A 17,422-nucleotide genomic window follows, 5' to 3' on the forward strand; every position below is an offset into this window, starting at 1 on the left:
CGCGAGCGGACCGAGCGAGGGCGCAACCGCCCCGCGACTCCCGTGGCCTCGGTCTCGTCGATCATGTGGCCCAGTCAACACCAGCCCACCGACAGATTCGAACATCGGTTCGAGGGACGATGGTGGTCTGCCGGTTTACCAGCGCAGGCCGCCACACCGCGATCTCCCGTGTCCGACGGTGCAGGCGTGCGTCGGGTGTCGGGCAACACGACGTGGTGCCGAGCATCGAGTCTCGAGAAGAGCCGAGTCCTACGCGGGGGACGTCGGGACGCAGGCAGGCCTAGGACCGCCGAGCCGTTCCGGCCGCAGGCGAGGGCCGCCTCCCGCCGCGGCCGGGACTGCCGGGCTGAGATCAACGACTCCGATCCGCGATGTCGAGCACCCACCCTCCGGTTAGGACGGTCGCGGCCGCGCCCCATCGGCGCGGGAGAGGCTGTGGTGTCCAGAATCGAGGGTCGAGGTGGTGCCGTCCGAACTCGGCCCGTCGCCGCATCGGGACGGCGGGCAGGGCGATCCCCTCGCGACTCGCGGGGCGGCTCGTCCCGTCATGATCTCCGCTCTGCCGGCTGCCCTCCCGAGTCCGCCCCGTCGCCCGCGACGCCCTCCGCTGTCTCGTCCTGTCCGCCGCCGGTTCGAACGCTCGCAGGCCCCGGCTCCGTCGGCGAGTGCAGGTTCTCCAGATCGATGTCGGGCCTGCGGACCAGGACCCAGAACGCCGCCGCGATCAGCAGCTGGGCGATGCCGCTCACCAGGTACACCGCCCGGAGCCCGGCCATCGCGGCCACCAGACCACCCAGCAGCCCGCCGAAGGGCATCAGCCCCCAGACCACGGTCCGCCAGGCGCCCTGGACGCGGCCGAACAGGTGCGCGGGAATGATCGCCTGTCGCAGCGACATCGTGATCACGTTGAACAGCACGATGGACAGCGCGCTGACCGCCAGCATGACGGCGGCCCAGACCGGCACGGGGAACACACCGACCAACAGCAGACTCAGACCCGTCACGGCCACGCTGGCCACCAGGATGACGGCCCTAGGCAGTCGACTGGTGACCGCCCCGGCCAGCAGACCTGCCAGCAGGCCGCCGAGGCCCATCGCCAGCGCGAAGAGTCCGAAGACGGCCTCGCTCAGATTCAGCTCGTCGACGACGAGCAGCACCACCATCGCCATCGACGCCTCCAGGGCGACGGTGACCAGCCCCGTCAACAGCATCAGGGTGCGGAGCAGGCGATGGCTCCAGAGCCACCGCAGACCCTCGCCGATCTCCTTGCGCAGACTCCTGGTCGCGCCCTGGACCTGCCCGTCCGTCTGAGCGGGCTGTTCCCGCGCAGCAGCGGTCTCCGAGGCAGGACCGGTCCCGGCGGCGGCCTCGATGCCGGCCACGGGTTGGGGCTTCGAGACGGGCTCGGGCTTGGCCCGATAGGAACCCGGCAGCGCGACGAGCAGCAGCGCGGCGAGGAGGAAGCCCGCCGAGTTGGCCAAGAACGGCCCGGCGGCGACCAGCACGAACAGCACGCTGCCCAGCGGCGCGCCGACGAACTCCTGGCTGACGACTTCGGAGGCCTCCATCCGGCCGTTCCCGGTCTCCAGCTGATCGCGATCGATGACGGCCGGGAGCATGGCTCTGGCCGCGCTGTCGTAGAGGGTCTCGGCGGCACCGAGCAGGAAGGCGGCGATGTACAGCATCCAGATGGCCGCCGAGCCGGTGAGCACCACCAGGCCGAGCCCGCCGACGATCAGCGCGCGGACCAGGTTGGCACCGATCATCGCCTTCCGGCGATCCATCCGGTCGACCAGAGCGCCGCTGAGCAGCGCGAACAACAGCCACGGGACGAAGCTGAACGACACGAGGCTGCCGACCAGCACCGGATCGCGGGTCAAGGTGGCCGCCAACAACGGCAGTGCCACCCGCCCGATGCCGTCACCGAGATTGGAGATCGTGGTCGCGCTGAACAGTGTCCAGAACCGCGACCCGAGCCGAGCCGCGCTCACCGACGATCTCCGCCACATCGGTGCGGGCTCGATCGGGGCGACGGGAAGGCAGACACCATGCGGGACAAGTTACCGTGCGCTATCTGGCGATTACAGGGGCCGGAGTGAATCGGCGGCGCGACGACACGGTGTCGAGGATCTCGGCATCCATGCGGCCGAGGGCAGGCCCTCGGTGGGCCTGCGGTCCGACGGGGCTGGTTCCCGGAACATTCGGCCGACGACCAGCGCACACCATGAGACGCCCGCCGACGCCGGAGGCATGGCCGTCGTCGATCGCATCGCCGGTCGGAGACTCACCTCCGGTCAGTCCAGCTCGCAGAACAGCTCATCCGGTCGATCAAGCCACAACGTGTGGCTGCCGTCGGCGGCGACGGTCAACCCGAACCGCGTCGGCTCGGGCCGGCCGGCCCCCTCCCACAGTTCGGCGACGGCGAGCAGCTCGCGCCACAGACTCCTCGGGCCGTGTTCGAGTATCTCGGCGCGCCCCGCGTCGGTCGACCCTGCACGCACCCAGGAACCACTGCCCGGCTCGACGAAGACGTGAACCCGCGGGTCGAGAATGGTCACCCACTCGACGGTGGGCAGTACCCAGCACACGATCACCTGGAACGATCGGTCGGCCAACGCGGCAGGGAGGTCCGTCACCCTCGAATCGCCTTGCCCGGTGGTGGTCATCGAGAGAATCTCGCGAGTGGTGACGGCCGGTGCGGAGACGTCGTGACGGAGGCGCATGAAGGCTGCTTCACTGATGAACGGTCCGGTGACGCTGCCATCGGATCGGAGGACCAGCCTCGCGAGGCCGAGCCCGACGTTCACCAGGATCGCCCCGTGCGGGGCGAGCTGCCGCTGCCAGGCCTGCGGAACACGGAGGACACCACACGTGGCGATTATTCGGTCGAACGGCGCCCGCTCAGGAACACCTCCCGCGCCGTCACCGCACACGACGACCGGATGGTGCCCCGCTTCGGCGAGCGCCGGGACGGCCTTGTCGACCAGCTCGGGGTGGATATCGATGCTGGTCACCGACTCGTCGCCGAGTGCGTGGCAGAGCAGCGCCGTGTTGTAGCCGGTCCCGGTGCCGATCTCCAGGACCCGATGGCCTGGGCTGATGTCCAGCCGATCGAGCATGAGGGCCATCAGCGTGACCTCGGTCGATGAGCTGGTGGGGGTGCCGCCAGCATCCTGTTGAGTCAACAATGTCTCGTTGGAATAGCAGGCGTCGAGCGCGGCGCGGCGCTGGTCTGAACGTGCGATGTCGAACACCGTCTGGGTGCCGTACGCGGTGAATCGGGCGACGAACCGATGGCGCGGTATCGCCCGAAACGCATCCTGCCAGCGCGGATCGGGAATCGCCCCGGCGTCGATGAGGCTCGCGATGAAGCGGCTGCGCAGGCAGGCGGCCAGACTCTCGGTGTCGACGTCGTCAGCTGTGTTCATCTGGTGCGAGTCCCTTCTTCAAGCACGTCCGCGACGGCCTCGGCGATGGCGTCACGTTGCGGATGCGGCCATGCCCACTGTCCATTGGGGTTGATCTCCAAGAACACCCACTCGTCGGCGGGAGTGACCACGAAGTCGAGCGCACCGAACACCAGATCCAGCCGACTCATCAATCGCTGCACGCCGACCGCGACACACTCGGGAACCTTGATCACGCTGTAGTTCAGACGTCGGTGGTCGGACCGCCAATCCTGCTTGCCACGCTCGGTCTCAGCGTCGATTCGCAAGCCGAACATCCGGTCTCCCACAACGGTGACCCGCACCTCGAAAGCCTTCGGCACGCGGGCTTGGAACAGGTGGGCCGTGTGCCGAACGGCGTCGGTGATCTCGTCGGCACTCACCGACGTCGTGTACAGCGCCACCGGCCTGCCCCCTCAGACCGCGGCCCGCCGCGCAGTGACTTGTAGACGGCGCCTGTCGCTTGCCCTGCAACGAAGGAACGAGCCTGGACCGGGTCGTTCGTGATGATCGTCTCCGGAATCGCCAACCCGACCTCGTCTGCGGTGACCAGTTGAAGCGGTTTCTGATCGGCGATCACATTTCGATGCGGATGGTTGATCCAGGTGCAGCGCAGGGTGGCCAGTATGCCTCCCATCCCCGCTCTGGCCTCCCGGATCGACCACGTCTCTTCAGTACGGCTCATCGCATCCAGCACATGAAACTGCGATGGCTTGCGATACCAGACAGCACCCACCTCGGTCAGGCTGACCCCACGCCGGGTCCCGCTGACTCTGCCTGACCACCCGGAACATCCCGAAGCGATACGTCCGGACAACCGGAACTCCCTTGGGAAATCGGCAAGGTCGAGACGAAGAATGGGAACGTCTCGAGCGGACAGGCGGACGATCACGTCGTCCGCCGTCGGGTCGAACCTCCTGGTGATCACCAGGACGGAACCGCTCACGTCATACTCCTGACTCAGTCGTCGGGGTCATAGTCAGGCCATTCCTGCATGTCCTGAATCGTCTGACGGGCACTGGTGGTCACGGCGGCAAGCGGATGATCACACAATGGTGTGCCGTCGGCGGTGACGCTCACCTGACGCTGCTCGTCGTAGGCGACGGTGGCGAGTCGCGTCAGATCATCACCAGCCAAAGGTGTGGTCATCGTCAGACCGAACGGGCGGGCTGCCGACGGCATGTCGGATGAAATTCCTACTCGGAAGGGTCCGGCAGGAAACAAGGTCGGAACCAGGACATCAGTAGGCATGTCTTTCTTCTCTCTTTCTGTGGTCACTCGCTCCCGACTGTCTGAGCTGCGGCAGATGGGCCGCAGCCACCCACTAAGAATCAGCCACCACGCGAAGCGTGGGAACACCCTCTCGTTGACAGCCGTTGGCAGCGCTGGTCAACGAGAATTACTTCCTGTGATCGATTCACTACGATTGGACGCCGGGGGGTGATCACGTGGCACACCACATCGCAGCAGACCCGTTCGGCGTGGTCCTGCGTCAAACAAGGCAGTCCGCCAAGATCTCGGTCACCGCATTGGCCAAGCGGACGGGCTATCACCCGTCCACCCTCTCCAAGGTCGAGACCGGGCATCGACGGGCCAGCCGCGAACTGGCCGAGGACCTGGACACCGCCCTGGACGCACGGGGCACATTGATCGAGCTCTGGCACACGGCCCGGCAGACGACGGATACTGACGTCAGCCTCGTCTGGGTGCTGGTCCCTACCACTGAGGGGGTAACCCCGATGGCCCTGTCTCGCCGCGACCTCATCACCGCGATACTTGCGGCCGCAGGCGGCGCCACCGCCGGCTCGACCACACCGGCTCACGCCGCCACGGGAAACCCGTCGCCGGAGACGATCACCGGGTTGCGGAGCGTCCTCGAAGAATTCTGGCGCCTGGGTCGGATCACCGACCCCGCCGTACTCATCTCCGGACTGTCCGGTCAGGTGTCGACGATCGGCACGCTCACCCCGATTGCCAGCGGCTCGGTCCGATCCGACCTTCTCGCTCTCGGCGCGCGTTACGCCGAGTATCTGGCCTACATGCTCGAGGAGGTCGACGACCACGCATCGGCCGAACACTGGATCAGCCAGGGGGAACGGATGGCCGAAGCAGGCGGTGACGTTGAGATGGCGGCATACATGTGGGTGCGCAGATCAAGGGTGTTCGCCTCGACCGGTGACCCCGCAGGAGCGGTCGAAGCGGCTGTGAAGGCTCGACACTCTCGAGTCGGACCGTCACTCCGAACCGCCTCCTACCTGCGCGAAGCCGAAGGGCACGCCCGGCGAGGCGAGCGCACACAGGCACACCGTTCGCTCGAAGCCGCCGATGAATGGCATGCCAGAGACGACGACGCCCCGGGAAACTGGTGCAGTCGCACCGTCCCTGGTGTCGTCGAGGTGGTGCGGGCTCGGGTGCTCTTCGACCTCGACGAACCACGATCTGCCGCCGAGATCCTCGCCGTGGAACTCCCGGCGATCCCGGCCTCGTCGAAGCGGCAGCGGCTGCGGTACGGGCTGCTTCTCGCGTTGGCCCGTTCTCGACACGGCGAGCAGGGTGAAGCCGTCGCCGTCGCTCGGCAGTCGCTTGGTGAGGCGGCAGGCTGTCGATCGGCGGAGGCCCGAGGACTGGCCGTCGAACTCAGGCGATCGCTGGCCTGGTCCGACGCACCCGGCGCCCGGACACTGCGACGGGATCTCACCGCGTTCTGCGTCTGATGAATCGCGGACGATGCCAGGTCAACGCGATGTCTCGCAGCAGGGATGTTCCCGACGCGACGTTCATCAGGCTTCGCCGACGAAGAGCCCGCTCAACCCGGAATCCTTCTCCCGAGAACACCCAGGAACCACGACGTGTCGAGCCGGTGCGGCCCCGACAGGAGGGGGCCGGGGCCGCACCGCTCACCGCCGACGCGGTCGGCGGCGATCATGGGGCGAGCGGGCTAAGGGGTGGGGACCTGAGCGCCGGCGGCCTCACCGATGGGGCGCTTCTCGCCCTGGGCCGCCGCAGGAGCCTCCTCCGACGGATCGCCGCCGATCTCGGCGAGTCCAGCGCCGGGGGCCGGAAGGTCGTCTGCGACGGCCTGGGCGCTGGTCGCGCCGCGAAGCTCGGCCCAGTCGGAGTCGTCCAGCTCGTCGATCTCCTGCCCTCGTGCCTTGAGCAGCAGAGCCAGGATCACTGCCACGACCAGCCCGACGCCGCCGCTGACGAGGAACACCGTCGGCACGTCGGTGACGCGGGCGAGCAGCCCGCCCAGCAGGCCGCCCAGCGGGAGCATTCCCCAGGCGAGGGTGCGCCAGGCGCCCTGCACCCGGCCGAAGAGATGCGAGGGAATGATCGCCTGCCGCATCGACATCGACACCACGTTGAACATCAGGACGCTCACCCCCGCGAGGAAGAAGGTCACGGCCGCCAGAACGGGTACCGGCGCGAGTCCGACGAGCAGGTACGACAGGCCCATGGCCGCCTGCGACACGACGAGCAGCGTCCGGCGCCGGAATCGACGCAGGAGAACGGGCGTGGTCAGGCCGCCGATGAGGCCGCCGACACCGAGTACCAGGGCGAAGAAGCCGTAGGAGGCCTCCGGCAGGGCCATCACGTCGATGATCAACAGGACGATCAACGCCGTCGCGCCTTCCACCGCCGCAGCGCCGAAGGCGGCGACCAGAACGAACGGCCTGAAGAGGCGATGGCCCCACAGCCAGCCGAACCCCTCGGCGATCTCCCGGCGCAGGTTCGGCCGCGCGACCGGTGCGTCGGCGGCGGGCTTCGCCCGATGGCTCCCCGGCAGTAGAAGAAGCAGCAGCGCGGCCAGGAGGAAGCCTGCCGAGTTCGCCAGGAACGGCCCGGCGGCCACGAGCACGAACAGCGAGCTCGCCAACGGGGCCCCGAGGAAGTTCTGCGCCACGACCTCGCCGCTCTCCAGCCGCCCGTTGCCCGCCGCGAGCTGATCACGCCGCACGACTCCCGGCAGGATGGCCCGCGCCGCGCTGTCGTAGAGCGTCTCGGCGGCCCCGAGGATGAAGGCGGCGACGAAGAGCATCCAGACGGCCGCCTGCTCGGTGAACACGGCGACCGCGAGCCCGCCGACCACGACCGACCGGAAGAGGTTGGCCGCGATCATCACCTTCCTACGGTCCATTCGATCGACCAGGGCACCACTGAGCAGAGCGAACATCAGCCAGGGCACGAAGACGAAGGAGGAGAGGGAGCCGATCAGCAGCGGATCGCGTGTCAGGGTCGCCGCCAGCAGCGGCAGGGCGACGCGGCCGATGCCGTCGCCGAGGTTGGACACCGTGCTGGAGACGAACAGCGTCCAGAAGGGCCTGCCTAAACCTGGGGCGCTCATCTGTTCTCGTCCTTCGGCTCGGTGGAGTCGCGCCGAGGAGCCTCGGCCTGCGTCTTGGGCTCGGCGTCGCCGACGGGTGGGTTGGGGAAGGCGTTGAGCTGGATCTCGACGGACTCGGTGCCGGGGCGCGCGGGCCGGTGTCGATAACGGTCGATCACGGCGCCGAGTTCGGCCACCAGCTCACCGAGTTCGGCGGCATCGAGTCGCATCATCATCACGCCGTCGATCGAGGCGTCGATCCACTCCTCGCCCCACTGCTGGTGCGTCTCCATCCAGCGCTGCAGCCGTTCGTCCTTACCCCGCTGGAACTCCCGGATGACGAGCTGCGCGGCGGCCCTGGTGTCCTCGCGCCGCAGGAACTCGTGGCCGTGCAGCATGAGGCCGCCCTCCCGGTGTCGCCACCACCGCTCCCGCCCCGCTCGATGTTGATCGTCGTCCTCGATGAGTCCGTGTCGGGCGAGCTGCCGCAGGTGGTAGCTGGTCGACCCGCTGTTCTCGCCCAGCCGACGGCCGAGCTGCGACGCCGTCGCAGGCCCGTACAGCGAGAGCTGATCCAGCAGTTCGACCCGCAGCGGGTGGGCGAGGGCGCGCAAGCCGGAGACATCGATCGTCTTGCGGGCGGGCGGAGCGGGTGGCTCAGGCAGGGCGGGCAGCTCGGGCGGAGCGGGGGGCACTGGCGGCCGGGGCGGCTCGATCATGGGTGCAAAGTATCCTTTGCACACTTCTGTTTGCAAGCTTTTCTTTGCACTCGCGGTAGCCGTAGCGACGACGACGTCGGGTCCGGCCCTAGCGGCGGGCCTGCCTACGGGTCTCGGTGATCACGTCGAGCAGCCGCCAGACCGAGGTCGACGGATTGCCCCCGAAAGCTCCCGTCGACAGCGTGCTCCGCGCACGGTCGGCGGCGGCCGGATGCGCATCGAGCGGAAAATCCGGTTCCACCTTCTTGGCATAACGTGGCAGGTGTCGACGGACCGCACGCTCGGCCTGCTTCGCCGTCAGATACGCACGTTGGTCACCGAAATGCAGGAGCAGCCATAACTCGAAGCACGGCGTAGAGACGGCAATGTCGATCTCCTTGCGGCCGGCGTATCGGAGGGCGTCCTCGAACGTATGGTGTTCATCCCGATCGACGAGACACCAGACGTGATCGTGCGGCATGATGCTGCCTCGCCCGACTCCGTTGTCCCGTGCCTCGACCGCCGTCTGCACGATGCTCAACGGGTCCCGCCCCAGGACTCGGCATTCGATCGGGGTCGCCTTGATCCCGTTGTCACGAAAGAAGCGAGCGAGCGCCTCGAAGTACGTCCGCTCCGTGAACCCCTCACAGAAGACCCAGATACAGGACCGTGACGACCGAGAGGAGGGACGCCGTGCTATCGATCGAGAACCTGGTTTCGATCGAGCCATCGTGTCACTCCCCCTTGGCCGCGAACACCAGCCGTAGCGCCTGCACGTCGATGAAGGGAACCGCCCCGTAACGCCCTTGCAGATACCCCCGTTCGAGATTCTCCCCCTGCCGAGGGTGAAAGTCGCTCAGCGGGTACAGGCTTGTCGCTCCGGCCCGATCCTTCTCGGTGAACCAGACCTCGTCCCGCGCCAACAGGCCACCGTCGAGCAGCCCGCTCAACAGCGAGACGTCGTGGGTGCTGAAGACGAGCTGGGCTCCGGATCGGTTGATCTCCGGGTCCTTGAACGCCGTGACGATCGCGCCGCTCAACGCCGGATGCATGCTGCTGTCGATCTCATCGAGCACCAGGGTGAGACCGTGCCGGAGAGTCTTGATCAGAAGCGGGAGAACGGCCAACCAGATCCGGGTCCCCGAACTCTCCTGGTGGAACCCCAGCACCGAGATGTCCGCCGAGTCGGCATGGTGCCGAAACTGCAACTCCGGGATCCGGATCTCGCTTGACTCGCCCGGTACATCATCCAAGGAGTCGTCATCGCTGATCTTCCGAAATGCCTCGATCAGCACCTGGGTCTGCTGCTTGATGTCATCCGCGAGGATCATCTCGGAGACCGAGACGCTGTCGATTCCGACATCGGCGACCCGCAGCCAGGAATTGACAGTGGAGATCAGGTCCTCGTCCGTCCCAAGCCAGTCCGCCGTCGGCACAGGTGATGTTCCGAGTCCCTCGTGGAAGACGGGAGAGATGCCGACCACCGCCCGAAAGACTCGCAGCAGGATCTCATGTTGATTGCTCGCCGCAGCCGAGAGGAACAGCGCATTGGGCCGAGTCATCCCGGCGATCGCCGCGTTACGTCCCGGCAGGCTGCGGCCGAACTTGAAATCGGCTTCCTCGCGTTCGAAGAGCATCCGCCGACGGGCGCCGTGTGGGAAGGAGTACAGCCACTCCGCGAGCACGGCCTTGTCATCGATCTCGAAACCGTAGGAGTACCGGACTCCCTCTACCAGCAGGTCGATCTCGTAGCCGCTCGGCTCCTCCGCCGACCGGGCGTCCAGCAGGAACCGGTCTCGATAGGTTCCCCCCAGGGCCGGCCACCTGGTGTGCGAGTGCTCCACGGCGTCCCGAAGGTAGCCCAACGCGTGCAGCACGTTGGACTTGCCCGATGCGTTCGCGCCGTAGATGCCCGCCACGCGGACCGTGGGCGGCACCGGGCCGGTCGGCTTCGGCTGCCCACGGCCGGGCACCCCGACGAGTGACAGCTCCTGCTCGTCGCGCAGCGAGCGGTGGTTCGCCACCCGGAAGCGAAGCAGCATCACGATCTCCTCAGGTCACCGACGACCCAAGTATGCAGTTTCGACGCATGTTAGGACAGAAACTTCCGTAACACGTTAGTTGGATACAGCCCGCATGCAGCCCTACAACTTCGTCATCGGAACGCTGCCGATGAGCATGAGCTTCACCCGGCCCGCCGTGCCGAAGTCGATGGTGGCGGTGGTCCTCGGGCCGCTGCCGTCGGTGGCGACCACTTTGCCGAGCCCGTACTTGTCGTGGCTGACCCGATCGCCGACGTCGAGCTTCATCGGCACCGCGTTGGCCGCGCCGCCCCGCCCGAAGCCGCCGAATCCGGTGGTCTTCATCCCGCCCTGGGCCACGGCGGCCTGCGCGGAGTCGGAGCCGAATCCCGAGCCGGACCGGCCGCCCCAGCGGGTCGCCACGCTCGGTGCGGAGCGGTCCGGGGCAAGGCGGCGCCAGTCGATCAGGTCCGTCGGGATCTCCTCCAGGAACCGGGACGCCGGGTTGGTCATCGGCTGTCCCCAGGCCGAGCGCACCAGCGCCCGCGACAGGTACAACCGCTCCCGCGCCCTGGTGATGCCGACGTACGCGAGCCTGCGCTCCTCCGCTGCCTCGGCCGGATCACCCAGCGCCCGCAGGTGCGGGAAGATCCCGTCCTCCCAGCCGGTGCAGAACACCACCGGGAACTCCAGGCCCTTGGCCGTGTGCAGGGTCATCAACGTGACCACGCCGTCCTCGGACTCCGGCACGGAATCGGAGTCGGCCACCAGCGCGACCCGTTCCAGGAAGGCGGCCAGCGAGCCTGCGGGCGGTCCGTCCTCGGCGTCCGCGTCGGCATCGGTCGACGTGCTCAGCGGCTCGGCCGTCTCCTGGGACACCGGTGCGGCCTCGTTCTCGACCGCCAGTGCCTGCGCGACGAACTCCCGCGCCACCGTGACCAGTTCGGTCAGGTTCTCCAACCGCGAGGCGTCCTGCGGATCGTCGCTGTCCTCCAGCGTGGCGCGGTAGCCGGTGCGCTCCAACACGGCTTCGAGGATCTCGGCGACGTCGTGGCCCGCGTCGAGTTCGGCTCGCAACTCGTCCATCAACGCCACGAAGCCGGCGACGGCCTTCTGCGACCGCGAGTTGAGCAGGGCGACCCGCCCCTCGGCTGCGGCTCGCAGCGCCGGAGCGAAGCCGATCTCCTGCTGCTCGGCGTACACCGAGATGACCGCCTCCGCCCGGTCCCCGATGCCGCGCTTGGGGGTGTTGAGGATGCGCCGGAGCCCCACGGCGTCGTCCGGGTTCGCCAGCGCGCGCAGGTAGGCCAGCGCATCGCGGACCTCACGACGCTCGTAGAACCGGACGCCGCCGACCACGCGATACGGCAGGCCGAGCCGGATGAAGATCTCCTCGAAGACCCGGGACTGGTTGTTGGTCCGGTAGAAGACCGCGATGTCGCCGTTGACGACCTCGCCCGCGTCGACCAGCCGATCGATCTCCCTGGCGACGAACGCCGCCTCGTCATGTTCGTTGTCCGCGACGTAGCCGACGATCTTCTCGCCCTCGCCGGAGTCGGTCCACAGCCGCTTGTCCCGCCGATCCGGGTTGCGGGAGATCACGGCGTTGGCCGCGGAGAGGATCGTCTGCGTCGAGCGGTAGTTCTGCTCCAGCATGATCGTCCGCGCGTCCGGGTAGTCGCGCTCGAACTCGACGATGTTGCGAATCGTGGCGCCTCGGAAGGCGTAGATCGACTGGTCCGCGTCGCCGACCACGCACAGTTCCGCGGGCGGCACCGCAGGGCCCTGATCCCCGGTGGCCGCGCCGACCAGCTCGCGCACCAACACGTACTGGGCGTGGTTGGTGTCCTGATACTCGTCGACCATGACGTGCCGGAAGCGACGCCGGTAGTAGCCCGCGACGTCGGGGAACCGCTGCAACAGCTCGACCGAGCGCAGGATCAGGTCGTCGAAGTCCAGGGCGTTGCTGGAGTGCAGTCGGCGCTGATAGGCGGCATAGACCTGCGCCACCCGCCGTTGCAGCTCGTCGGCGGCCTGTTCTGCGGCCTCCACAGGCCCGATCAGCTCGTTCTTCAGATTGGAGATGTGCACGGCCAGCGTCCGAGCCGGGAACCGCTTGGGGTCCAGTTCCAGATCACGGGCGACCTGGGTGATCAGCCGCTTGGCGTCGTCGCCGTCGTAGATGGAGAAGTTCGAGTTCGCGGTGCCTGCCGAGTCGTCGCCTGCCAGCAGCTCCCGCAGGGTCCTCGCCTCGCGCCGCAGCAGTCGCGCGCACATCGAGTGGAAGGTGGAGACCCACATCAGATTGGCTCGGGGGCCGACCAGATCTGCGACGCGTTCCTTCATCTCCGCGGCGGCCTTGTTGGTGAAGGTGATCGCCAGGATCTGACCAGGGTGGACGTCACGCTCAGCAAGCAGATAACCGATGCGGCTGGTCAGCACCCGCGTCTTTCCCGATCCGGCGCCCGCCACCACCAGCAGCGGGCTGCCCTGATGGGTCACGGCCTGGTGCTGCTGCGGATTGAGTCCCGCCAGCAGGGCCGCCGAGTCGACGGCGCGCCGCGCCGGAGCCGAGGTGGACGCGTCTGGGGAAAGCTCGAACAGGGTGTTCATCGACACTCCACGGTACAGGCCGGAGTGGGTCCATCCCTCCAGCGCTTGAGGCAGGCGGCGGTTCTGCCTACCGCATCGCCCCGACACGCGAATCGCCGCCCCGGCCCGTGATCGCAACGGTCGCCGCATCTGACTACTTTCGGCAACATTCACATACGCTCCGCACCCGGCGTGCGGCGCCGGGGGTCGGACACCACGATGACGCTCGGTCATCATCGGCGACCGTCACGGCCGTGGGGCACGCTCAGGGACATCCCGGACATCCCCACCACGCCCCGATCACGGTTCCAGGGTCCTTCCCGATGTCACGGCAGTCGTCGCGGCACAGAGTGGGTAGACCGAATCGGAAGGAGCCGACGTGCGGCTGGACCACCTGGATCCCAAGACGAAGGAATACGGTGCGCGATGCCCGACTTCGTGAACGGAATCGTCTCGTACCTGGCTTCGCTTGATCCTCTCGTCTTCCTGCTCGGCCTGCTGGTCATCATGATCCTGGAGACGTCGTTGCTGGTGGGGCTGGTGGTGCCCGGCGACGTCGCCGTACTCGTCGCCGCCGCGACACTGGGCTGGGAGTACGGCCTGGCGATCGTGCTGATCAGCTTCCTCGGCACGCTCGTCGGACAGTCCGGCGGCTATCTCATCGGCAGGCTGATCGGCGACCGCATCCGACGAGGCTGGATCGGCCGCAAGATGGGCGACCAGCGCTGGGCCGAGGCGGAGTCGATCGCCAAGGGTGACGGCGCCCGCGCCATGATCACCACCCGATTCGTGGCCGTCGTCCACTCGATGGTGCCGGTCGTCGTCGGCTCGCTGGGCATGAGCTACCTGCGCTTCATTCGCCTGGCCACCCTCGGGGCCGCGCTCTGGGCGGTCACCTGGACCGGTTTCGGACTGTTCATCGGTGGTGCGGGCCGCGCGATCGGTCACCAGTGGGGCACGCTCGGGTTCGGCGTCCTGGGCATCCTGGTGTCGGGTGTGGTGCTGTGGCGCTCGATCAGCAGGCGCCGTCGGGAACACGCCCGAGCTCAGGAGTCGGAGCAGCGAACCGCCTGACGAGCGTTGTGGCAGACTGGACGGGTGTTCACACAGCGCTACTTTGCTCACGGGTACCGGACTCCGGCGTCCGTGGTCTGAACACGATCAGCCACCACGCAAGCCCCGGAGTCCTCTCGGACCCGGGGCTTTCTCGGTTCCGGGGCCCGGACCCCGACGTCGTGTCGAATGTCTTCTCGAAGGAGAGCCGAGATGAACGTGGCCAGTTCCGACTCAGCGACCGCGGGGGCAGGCGAGCCCGCTCCGGAGGAGATCGCCGAGCTCCGCAAGGAGATCGACTACCTGGACAGTGAGATCCTGCGGCTGGTCCGCAGGCGTATCGAGGTCTCTCAGCAGGTCGGCAAGGCGCGCATGGCCGCAGGAGGTCCCCGCATCGTCACCAATCGTGAGATGGCGGTGCTGGCCCGATACCGGGAGCTGGGGCCGGACGGACGCGAGCTGGCCATGGCGCTGCTGCGACTCGGGCGCGGCAGACTGGGCGGCGAACGCTCCGAGTGAGCGCCTTCGCCCCGCCGGCGATGGTGCCCGAGCACCGCCATCGTCACTCCGACGCCACAGACGAGCACCGGCAGTAGCGACAATGCGGCGATCCCGCAGCAGCGGCCGCCCGGTCGAACGGGCACGACCCGGTCGACTCGGGCAATCCGGCGGGCTGGCGCATCCCGGTGTCCCAGGGGTCGTCCCCCTCGGCGACGACGCATCGGCCGGAGGCCGACGTCGACTCCGGAAGCTCGACGCCGGGAGATCCGGCCGAGGGCGGCGAGGCGCCCGCAGCGGCAGGCTCAGCCGTCCCGAGGGCGGCCCGGCGCGAGACCGCCGACGCAGGCGATGACGGCGTCTGCTCAGTCCTCGTCGCGAAAGGCCTGGAAGCTCCCTAGGTCACATCCGGGAAACCACTGATGTCTCGGGCCTGGAAAACGGGCAGACTGGACCGCATGGACTCGGTGATCCACTTTCTGGCCGTCATCGTCACGCTGGTCGGCCTGGTGGCCGCCGTCGGCAACGGCGGGTACCTCGCGATGCTCAACGCTGCGGCGAAGAAGCGAGCGGGCGGCGGCCCGGTCACGGACTACGTCAAGGGCAAACTCCCGCAGGCGGGCGGCATCGCAGCCGCCGCGCTGCTGGCGCTGCTGTTCACCAACGGCAGCGTGCCGCTGGACATCCTGGCGATCGTCGTCGGCGCGGGCAGCGGCGTGGCCGCGACCAACGCGCTGAACGCCACTCGAAAGCGCTACCAGTCCTGACCCGATAAGCCGCCGCAGGCGATCACGCTCTGCGGTGGCGTTCACTCCTTTCGAGTGGCAGTGCTGCCCGGCATGGCTAACCAAGGTCATTTCCGCCGTCGGGCGCCCTACCCTTGCTCTCGTGGCCATCGCATCCGGTCCTCCTGCCGACACAGTGGAACGAGTGCTGGTGGTCACGGCACATCCCGATGACGTCGACTTCGCCGCCTCGGCCACCATCGCGAGCTGGACGGCCCAGGGCATCCAGGTCTCCTACTGCGTCTGCACCGCAGGGGACGCGGGCGGCTTCGACGACACCCCGCGCGGCGAGATGGCCGCGGTCCGGCAGGCCGAGCAGCAGGCCGCCGCAGCAGCGGTCGGCGTCGAGGACGTGCGCTTCCTCGGCTATCCGGACGGTCGCGTCGTCGAGTCGCTGGAACTCCGGCGCGACATCACCCGCGTGATCCGCACACTGCGGCCGGACCGGGTCGTGACGCACTCCCCCGAGATCGACTGGCGGCGCATCGCCGTCGCCCATCCCGATCATCGTGCCGTCGGCGCGGCCGCGATGGCTGCGGTGTATCCGGATGCCCGCAATCCCTTCGCGCATCCCGAACTCGGCCGTGACGGTCTGGACGCATGGACGGTGCGCGAGCTGTGGCTGGTGGGCAGCCCGGCAGAACGGATCAATCACGCGGTCGACGTCACCGACACCTTCGATCGCAAGGCGGCCGCCCTCGCCGCGCATCGTTCGCAGACCGCGCATCTCCCGGAGCTGATCGAGGAGCTGCGCGCCGTCATGGCCGAGGCGTCCGCCGCGCTGCTCCCCGAGGCGGGCGGGTCGGGCGAGGCCAGGCTGGCCGAGACGTTCCAGGTGGTCGACACCGCATGAACCATCTCGGCGGCGTCGGCGAAGACCCGCGAACCCCTGGCAGGCCCGCCTCCTGGCGTAGAGAGGTCGACGAGCCGATGGACGGCGAACCACAGCGAGAACCGGGGCGGCACCGGCGCGGGAGACCACCCGGTGGGACCCGATTCGAAGAGGCTGCGGTGCCGTTCTCCTCGGCGCCGCCGCCCATCGAGTCGCTGTCCTCGGCCTCGTTCTCCCCGGCCGAACCCGTTCCCGTCGGGGCTAGGCCGTTCCCCGAGCCCGATCCCGTCATCGACAGCGACGCCGTCGGGCTGCGCAAGTTCGATCTCGGGATGGTGCCTGCCTCGGTGACGCCGCCGAGGAGCTGGCGGAACGCGGCCTGGTTCACCGTGACGACCTCCATGACGGCCCTGGCCGCCCTGCTGGTGACGACCGCGTTGTTCCTGGGGCCGGACCCCCATCGCAGGCCGCCGGACTCGCTCCCGGTGTTCCCCAGCGGCACCCGGCTGCCCGCGCCGCAGGCGACCACCACGACGGTCCCCACGATCGGCGCCCCGCACCTGCTGGCCGCCCAGGATTCGACGACGGCGACGAACCCGGCCGAGCCGACCTCGGCCGGGTCGGGCACCTCGGCAGGCCGCGCCCGACAGGCGGGCGCCGACCCCGAGGGTCCGCCGCCCGGCGGATCGGCGGGCGGGTCCGGCGCCCCGCAGCCAGCTGAGACGGATTCGACGACGGACCTTGCCGCCACGCCGACGGCGGTGCCCTTCGTCACGGTCGGCGAAGGCACCCCCGTGGTGAGCGGGACGGAGATCAGAGAACAGACGATCGCCTTCTTCAACGCCATCGGCCCGGATGTCGATGCGGCGTTCAAGCTGGTCACCGGAGAACTCGCCGAGGCGGGACTCCCGGTGTTCACCCGACTGCACGACGACGTCGCCACCGTCGAACTCCGACACATCACCGTCGATCCGGTCGAGGGGATCACGATCTCCACCGTCGTGGTCACGCACGACGACGGCTCGCAGTCGACGGAGTATCGCGAGCTGCGGTTCGCGCCGTCGGCCGATCCGCTCATCACCGTCGACCGAGTGATCCCCCGTGCACAGTGGTAGACACGGACCGTAGCGATGGCGCCGCACCCGGCACCGGCATGCCTCTCATCTTGTGGGA

The 17,422-nt window shown here is 68.3% G+C and carries 16 protein-coding genes; 6 read left to right on the plus strand and 10 right to left on the minus strand.

Translation table 11 applies throughout. The features are described from left to right. Positions 1-545: 545 nt before the first annotated feature. The 5 genes from UA74_RS27890 to tgmA form a co-directional block, all read right to left on the minus strand. Positions 546-1,991 carry an MFS transporter gene (locus tag UA74_RS27890; RefSeq protein ID WP_075742851.1) on the minus strand — a complete coding sequence of 482 codons (1,446 nt, stop codon included), beginning with the start codon at positions 1,989-1,991 and terminating at the stop codon, positions 546-548. A 303-nt stretch (positions 1,992-2,294) separates the two neighbouring features. Further along, positions 2,295-3,428 carry a methyltransferase domain-containing protein gene (locus tag UA74_RS27895; RefSeq protein WP_075765776.1) on the minus strand — a complete coding sequence of 378 codons (1,134 nt, stop codon included), beginning with the start codon at positions 3,426-3,428 and terminating at the stop codon, positions 2,295-2,297. Further along, entirely contained in the window at positions 3,425-3,829 is a 405-nt protein-coding gene (locus tag UA74_RS31255) for a hypothetical protein (RefSeq protein ID WP_083683716.1), read from the minus strand. Before UA74_RS31255 ends, UA74_RS27895 begins: the two co-directional genes overlap by 4 nt. Next, positions 3,826-4,392 (minus strand): MvdC/MvdD family ATP grasp protein, encoded by a 567-nt coding sequence (locus UA74_RS32520; RefSeq protein ID WP_157434478.1) that lies wholly within the window; start codon positions 4,390-4,392, stop codon positions 3,826-3,828. Before UA74_RS32520 ends, UA74_RS31255 begins: the two co-directional genes overlap by 4 nt. Before the next feature lie 14 nt (positions 4,393-4,406). Continuing rightward, positions 4,407-4,724 (minus strand): putative ATP-grasp-modified RiPP, encoded by a 318-nt coding sequence (gene tgmA / locus UA74_RS27905; protein ID WP_157434479.1) that lies wholly within the window; start codon positions 4,722-4,724, stop codon positions 4,407-4,409. 170 nt (positions 4,725-4,894) lie between these two features. Here tgmA and UA74_RS27910 point away from each other — a divergent pair, with 170 nt between their 5' ends. Beyond that, positions 4,895-6,160 (plus strand): helix-turn-helix domain-containing protein, encoded by a 1,266-nt coding sequence (locus tag UA74_RS27910; RefSeq protein WP_075742854.1) that lies wholly within the window; start codon positions 4,895-4,897, stop codon positions 6,158-6,160. A 224-nt stretch (positions 6,161-6,384) separates the two neighbouring features. On the opposite strand, the gene UA74_RS27915 is transcribed toward UA74_RS27910, so the two are convergent. The 5 genes from UA74_RS27915 to pcrA form a co-directional block, all read right to left on the minus strand. Further along, complete coding sequence (locus UA74_RS27915) at positions 6,385-7,791, minus strand: MFS transporter (protein WP_075742855.1); 1,407 nt, start codon at positions 7,789-7,791, stop codon at positions 6,385-6,387. After that, a complete protein-coding gene (locus tag UA74_RS27920) occupies positions 7,788-8,489 on the minus strand; it encodes a winged helix-turn-helix domain-containing protein (protein WP_083683723.1) in 702 nt (233 codons plus the stop codon). The genes UA74_RS27915 and UA74_RS27920 overlap by 4 nt, the downstream gene beginning before the upstream one ends. Before the next feature lie 88 nt (positions 8,490-8,577). After that, positions 8,578-9,198: an RloB family protein gene (locus UA74_RS27925; protein ID WP_075742856.1), complete on the minus strand. Its 621-nt coding sequence runs from the start codon at positions 9,196-9,198 to the stop codon at positions 8,578-8,580. A 4-nt stretch (positions 9,199-9,202) separates the two neighbouring features. Further along, positions 9,203-10,510 (minus strand): AAA family ATPase, encoded by a 1,308-nt coding sequence (locus UA74_RS27930; RefSeq protein WP_075742857.1) that lies wholly within the window; start codon positions 10,508-10,510, stop codon positions 9,203-9,205. A gap of 102 nt (positions 10,511-10,612) precedes the next feature. Continuing rightward, the gene (gene pcrA, locus UA74_RS27935; protein ID WP_075742858.1) at positions 10,613-13,102 is read right to left on the minus strand and encodes a DNA helicase PcrA; all 2,490 of its coding nucleotides are present in this window, start codon (positions 13,100-13,102) and stop codon (positions 10,613-10,615) included. A 405-nt stretch (positions 13,103-13,507) separates the two neighbouring features. Here pcrA and UA74_RS27940 point away from each other — a divergent pair, with 405 nt between their 5' ends. From UA74_RS27940 to UA74_RS27965, 5 genes are all read left to right on the plus strand, one after another. Then, positions 13,508-14,155: a DedA family protein gene (locus tag UA74_RS27940; protein ID WP_075742859.1), complete on the plus strand. Its 648-nt coding sequence runs from the start codon at positions 13,508-13,510 to the stop codon at positions 14,153-14,155. Between the two features lie 192 nt (positions 14,156-14,347). Then, a complete protein-coding gene (locus tag UA74_RS27945; RefSeq protein WP_075742860.1) occupies positions 14,348-14,653 on the plus strand; it encodes a chorismate mutase in 306 nt (101 codons plus the stop codon). Between the two features lie 437 nt (positions 14,654-15,090). Further along, a complete protein-coding gene (locus UA74_RS27955) occupies positions 15,091-15,399 on the plus strand; it encodes a hypothetical protein (RefSeq protein WP_075742862.1) in 309 nt (102 codons plus the stop codon). Positions 15,400-15,520: 121 nt separating this feature from the next. Beyond that, positions 15,521-16,270: a PIG-L deacetylase family protein gene (locus UA74_RS27960; protein WP_232237524.1), complete on the plus strand. Its 750-nt coding sequence runs from the start codon at positions 15,521-15,523 to the stop codon at positions 16,268-16,270. Continuing rightward, positions 16,267-17,364, plus strand: a complete 1,098-nt coding sequence (locus UA74_RS27965; protein WP_157434480.1) for a hypothetical protein — start codon at positions 16,267-16,269, stop codon at positions 17,362-17,364. The genes UA74_RS27960 and UA74_RS27965 overlap by 4 nt, the downstream gene beginning before the upstream one ends. Positions 17,365-17,422 lie beyond the last annotated feature (58 nt).

Source organism: Actinoalloteichus fjordicus, from assembly GCF_001941625.1.
Classification (GTDB): domain Bacteria; phylum Actinomycetota; class Actinomycetes; order Mycobacteriales; family Pseudonocardiaceae; genus Actinoalloteichus_A; species Actinoalloteichus_A fjordicus.

Coding starts and splice junctions, on each gene's coding strand:
- UA74_RS27895 (WP_075765776.1), bottom strand. CDS start 3,428: ATGAACACAGCTGACGACGTCGACACCGAGAGTCTGGCCGCCTGCCTG.
- UA74_RS27915 (WP_075742855.1), bottom strand. CDS start 7,791: ATGAGCGCCCCAGGTTTAGGCAGGCCCTTCTGGACGCTGTTCGTCTCC.
- UA74_RS27920 (WP_083683723.1), bottom strand. CDS start 8,489: ATGATCGAGCCGCCCCGGCCGCCAGTGCCCCCCGCTCCGCCCGAGCTG.
- UA74_RS27925 (WP_075742856.1), bottom strand. CDS start 9,198: ATGGCTCGATCGAAACCAGGTTCTCGATCGATAGCACGGCGTCCCTCC.
- UA74_RS27930 (WP_075742857.1), bottom strand. CDS start 10,510: ATGCTGCTTCGCTTCCGGGTGGCGAACCACCGCTCGCTGCGCGACGAG.
- pcrA (WP_075742858.1), bottom strand. CDS start 13,102: ATGAACACCCTGTTCGAGCTTTCCCCAGACGCGTCCACCTCGGCTCCG.
- UA74_RS27940 (WP_075742859.1), top strand. CDS start 13,508: ATGCCCGACTTCGTGAACGGAATCGTCTCGTACCTGGCTTCGCTTGAT.
- UA74_RS27945 (WP_075742860.1), top strand. CDS start 14,348: ATGAACGTGGCCAGTTCCGACTCAGCGACCGCGGGGGCAGGCGAGCCC.
- UA74_RS27955 (WP_075742862.1), top strand. CDS start 15,091: ATGGACTCGGTGATCCACTTTCTGGCCGTCATCGTCACGCTGGTCGGC.
- UA74_RS27965 (WP_157434480.1), top strand. CDS start 16,267: ATGAACCATCTCGGCGGCGTCGGCGAAGACCCGCGAACCCCTGGCAGG.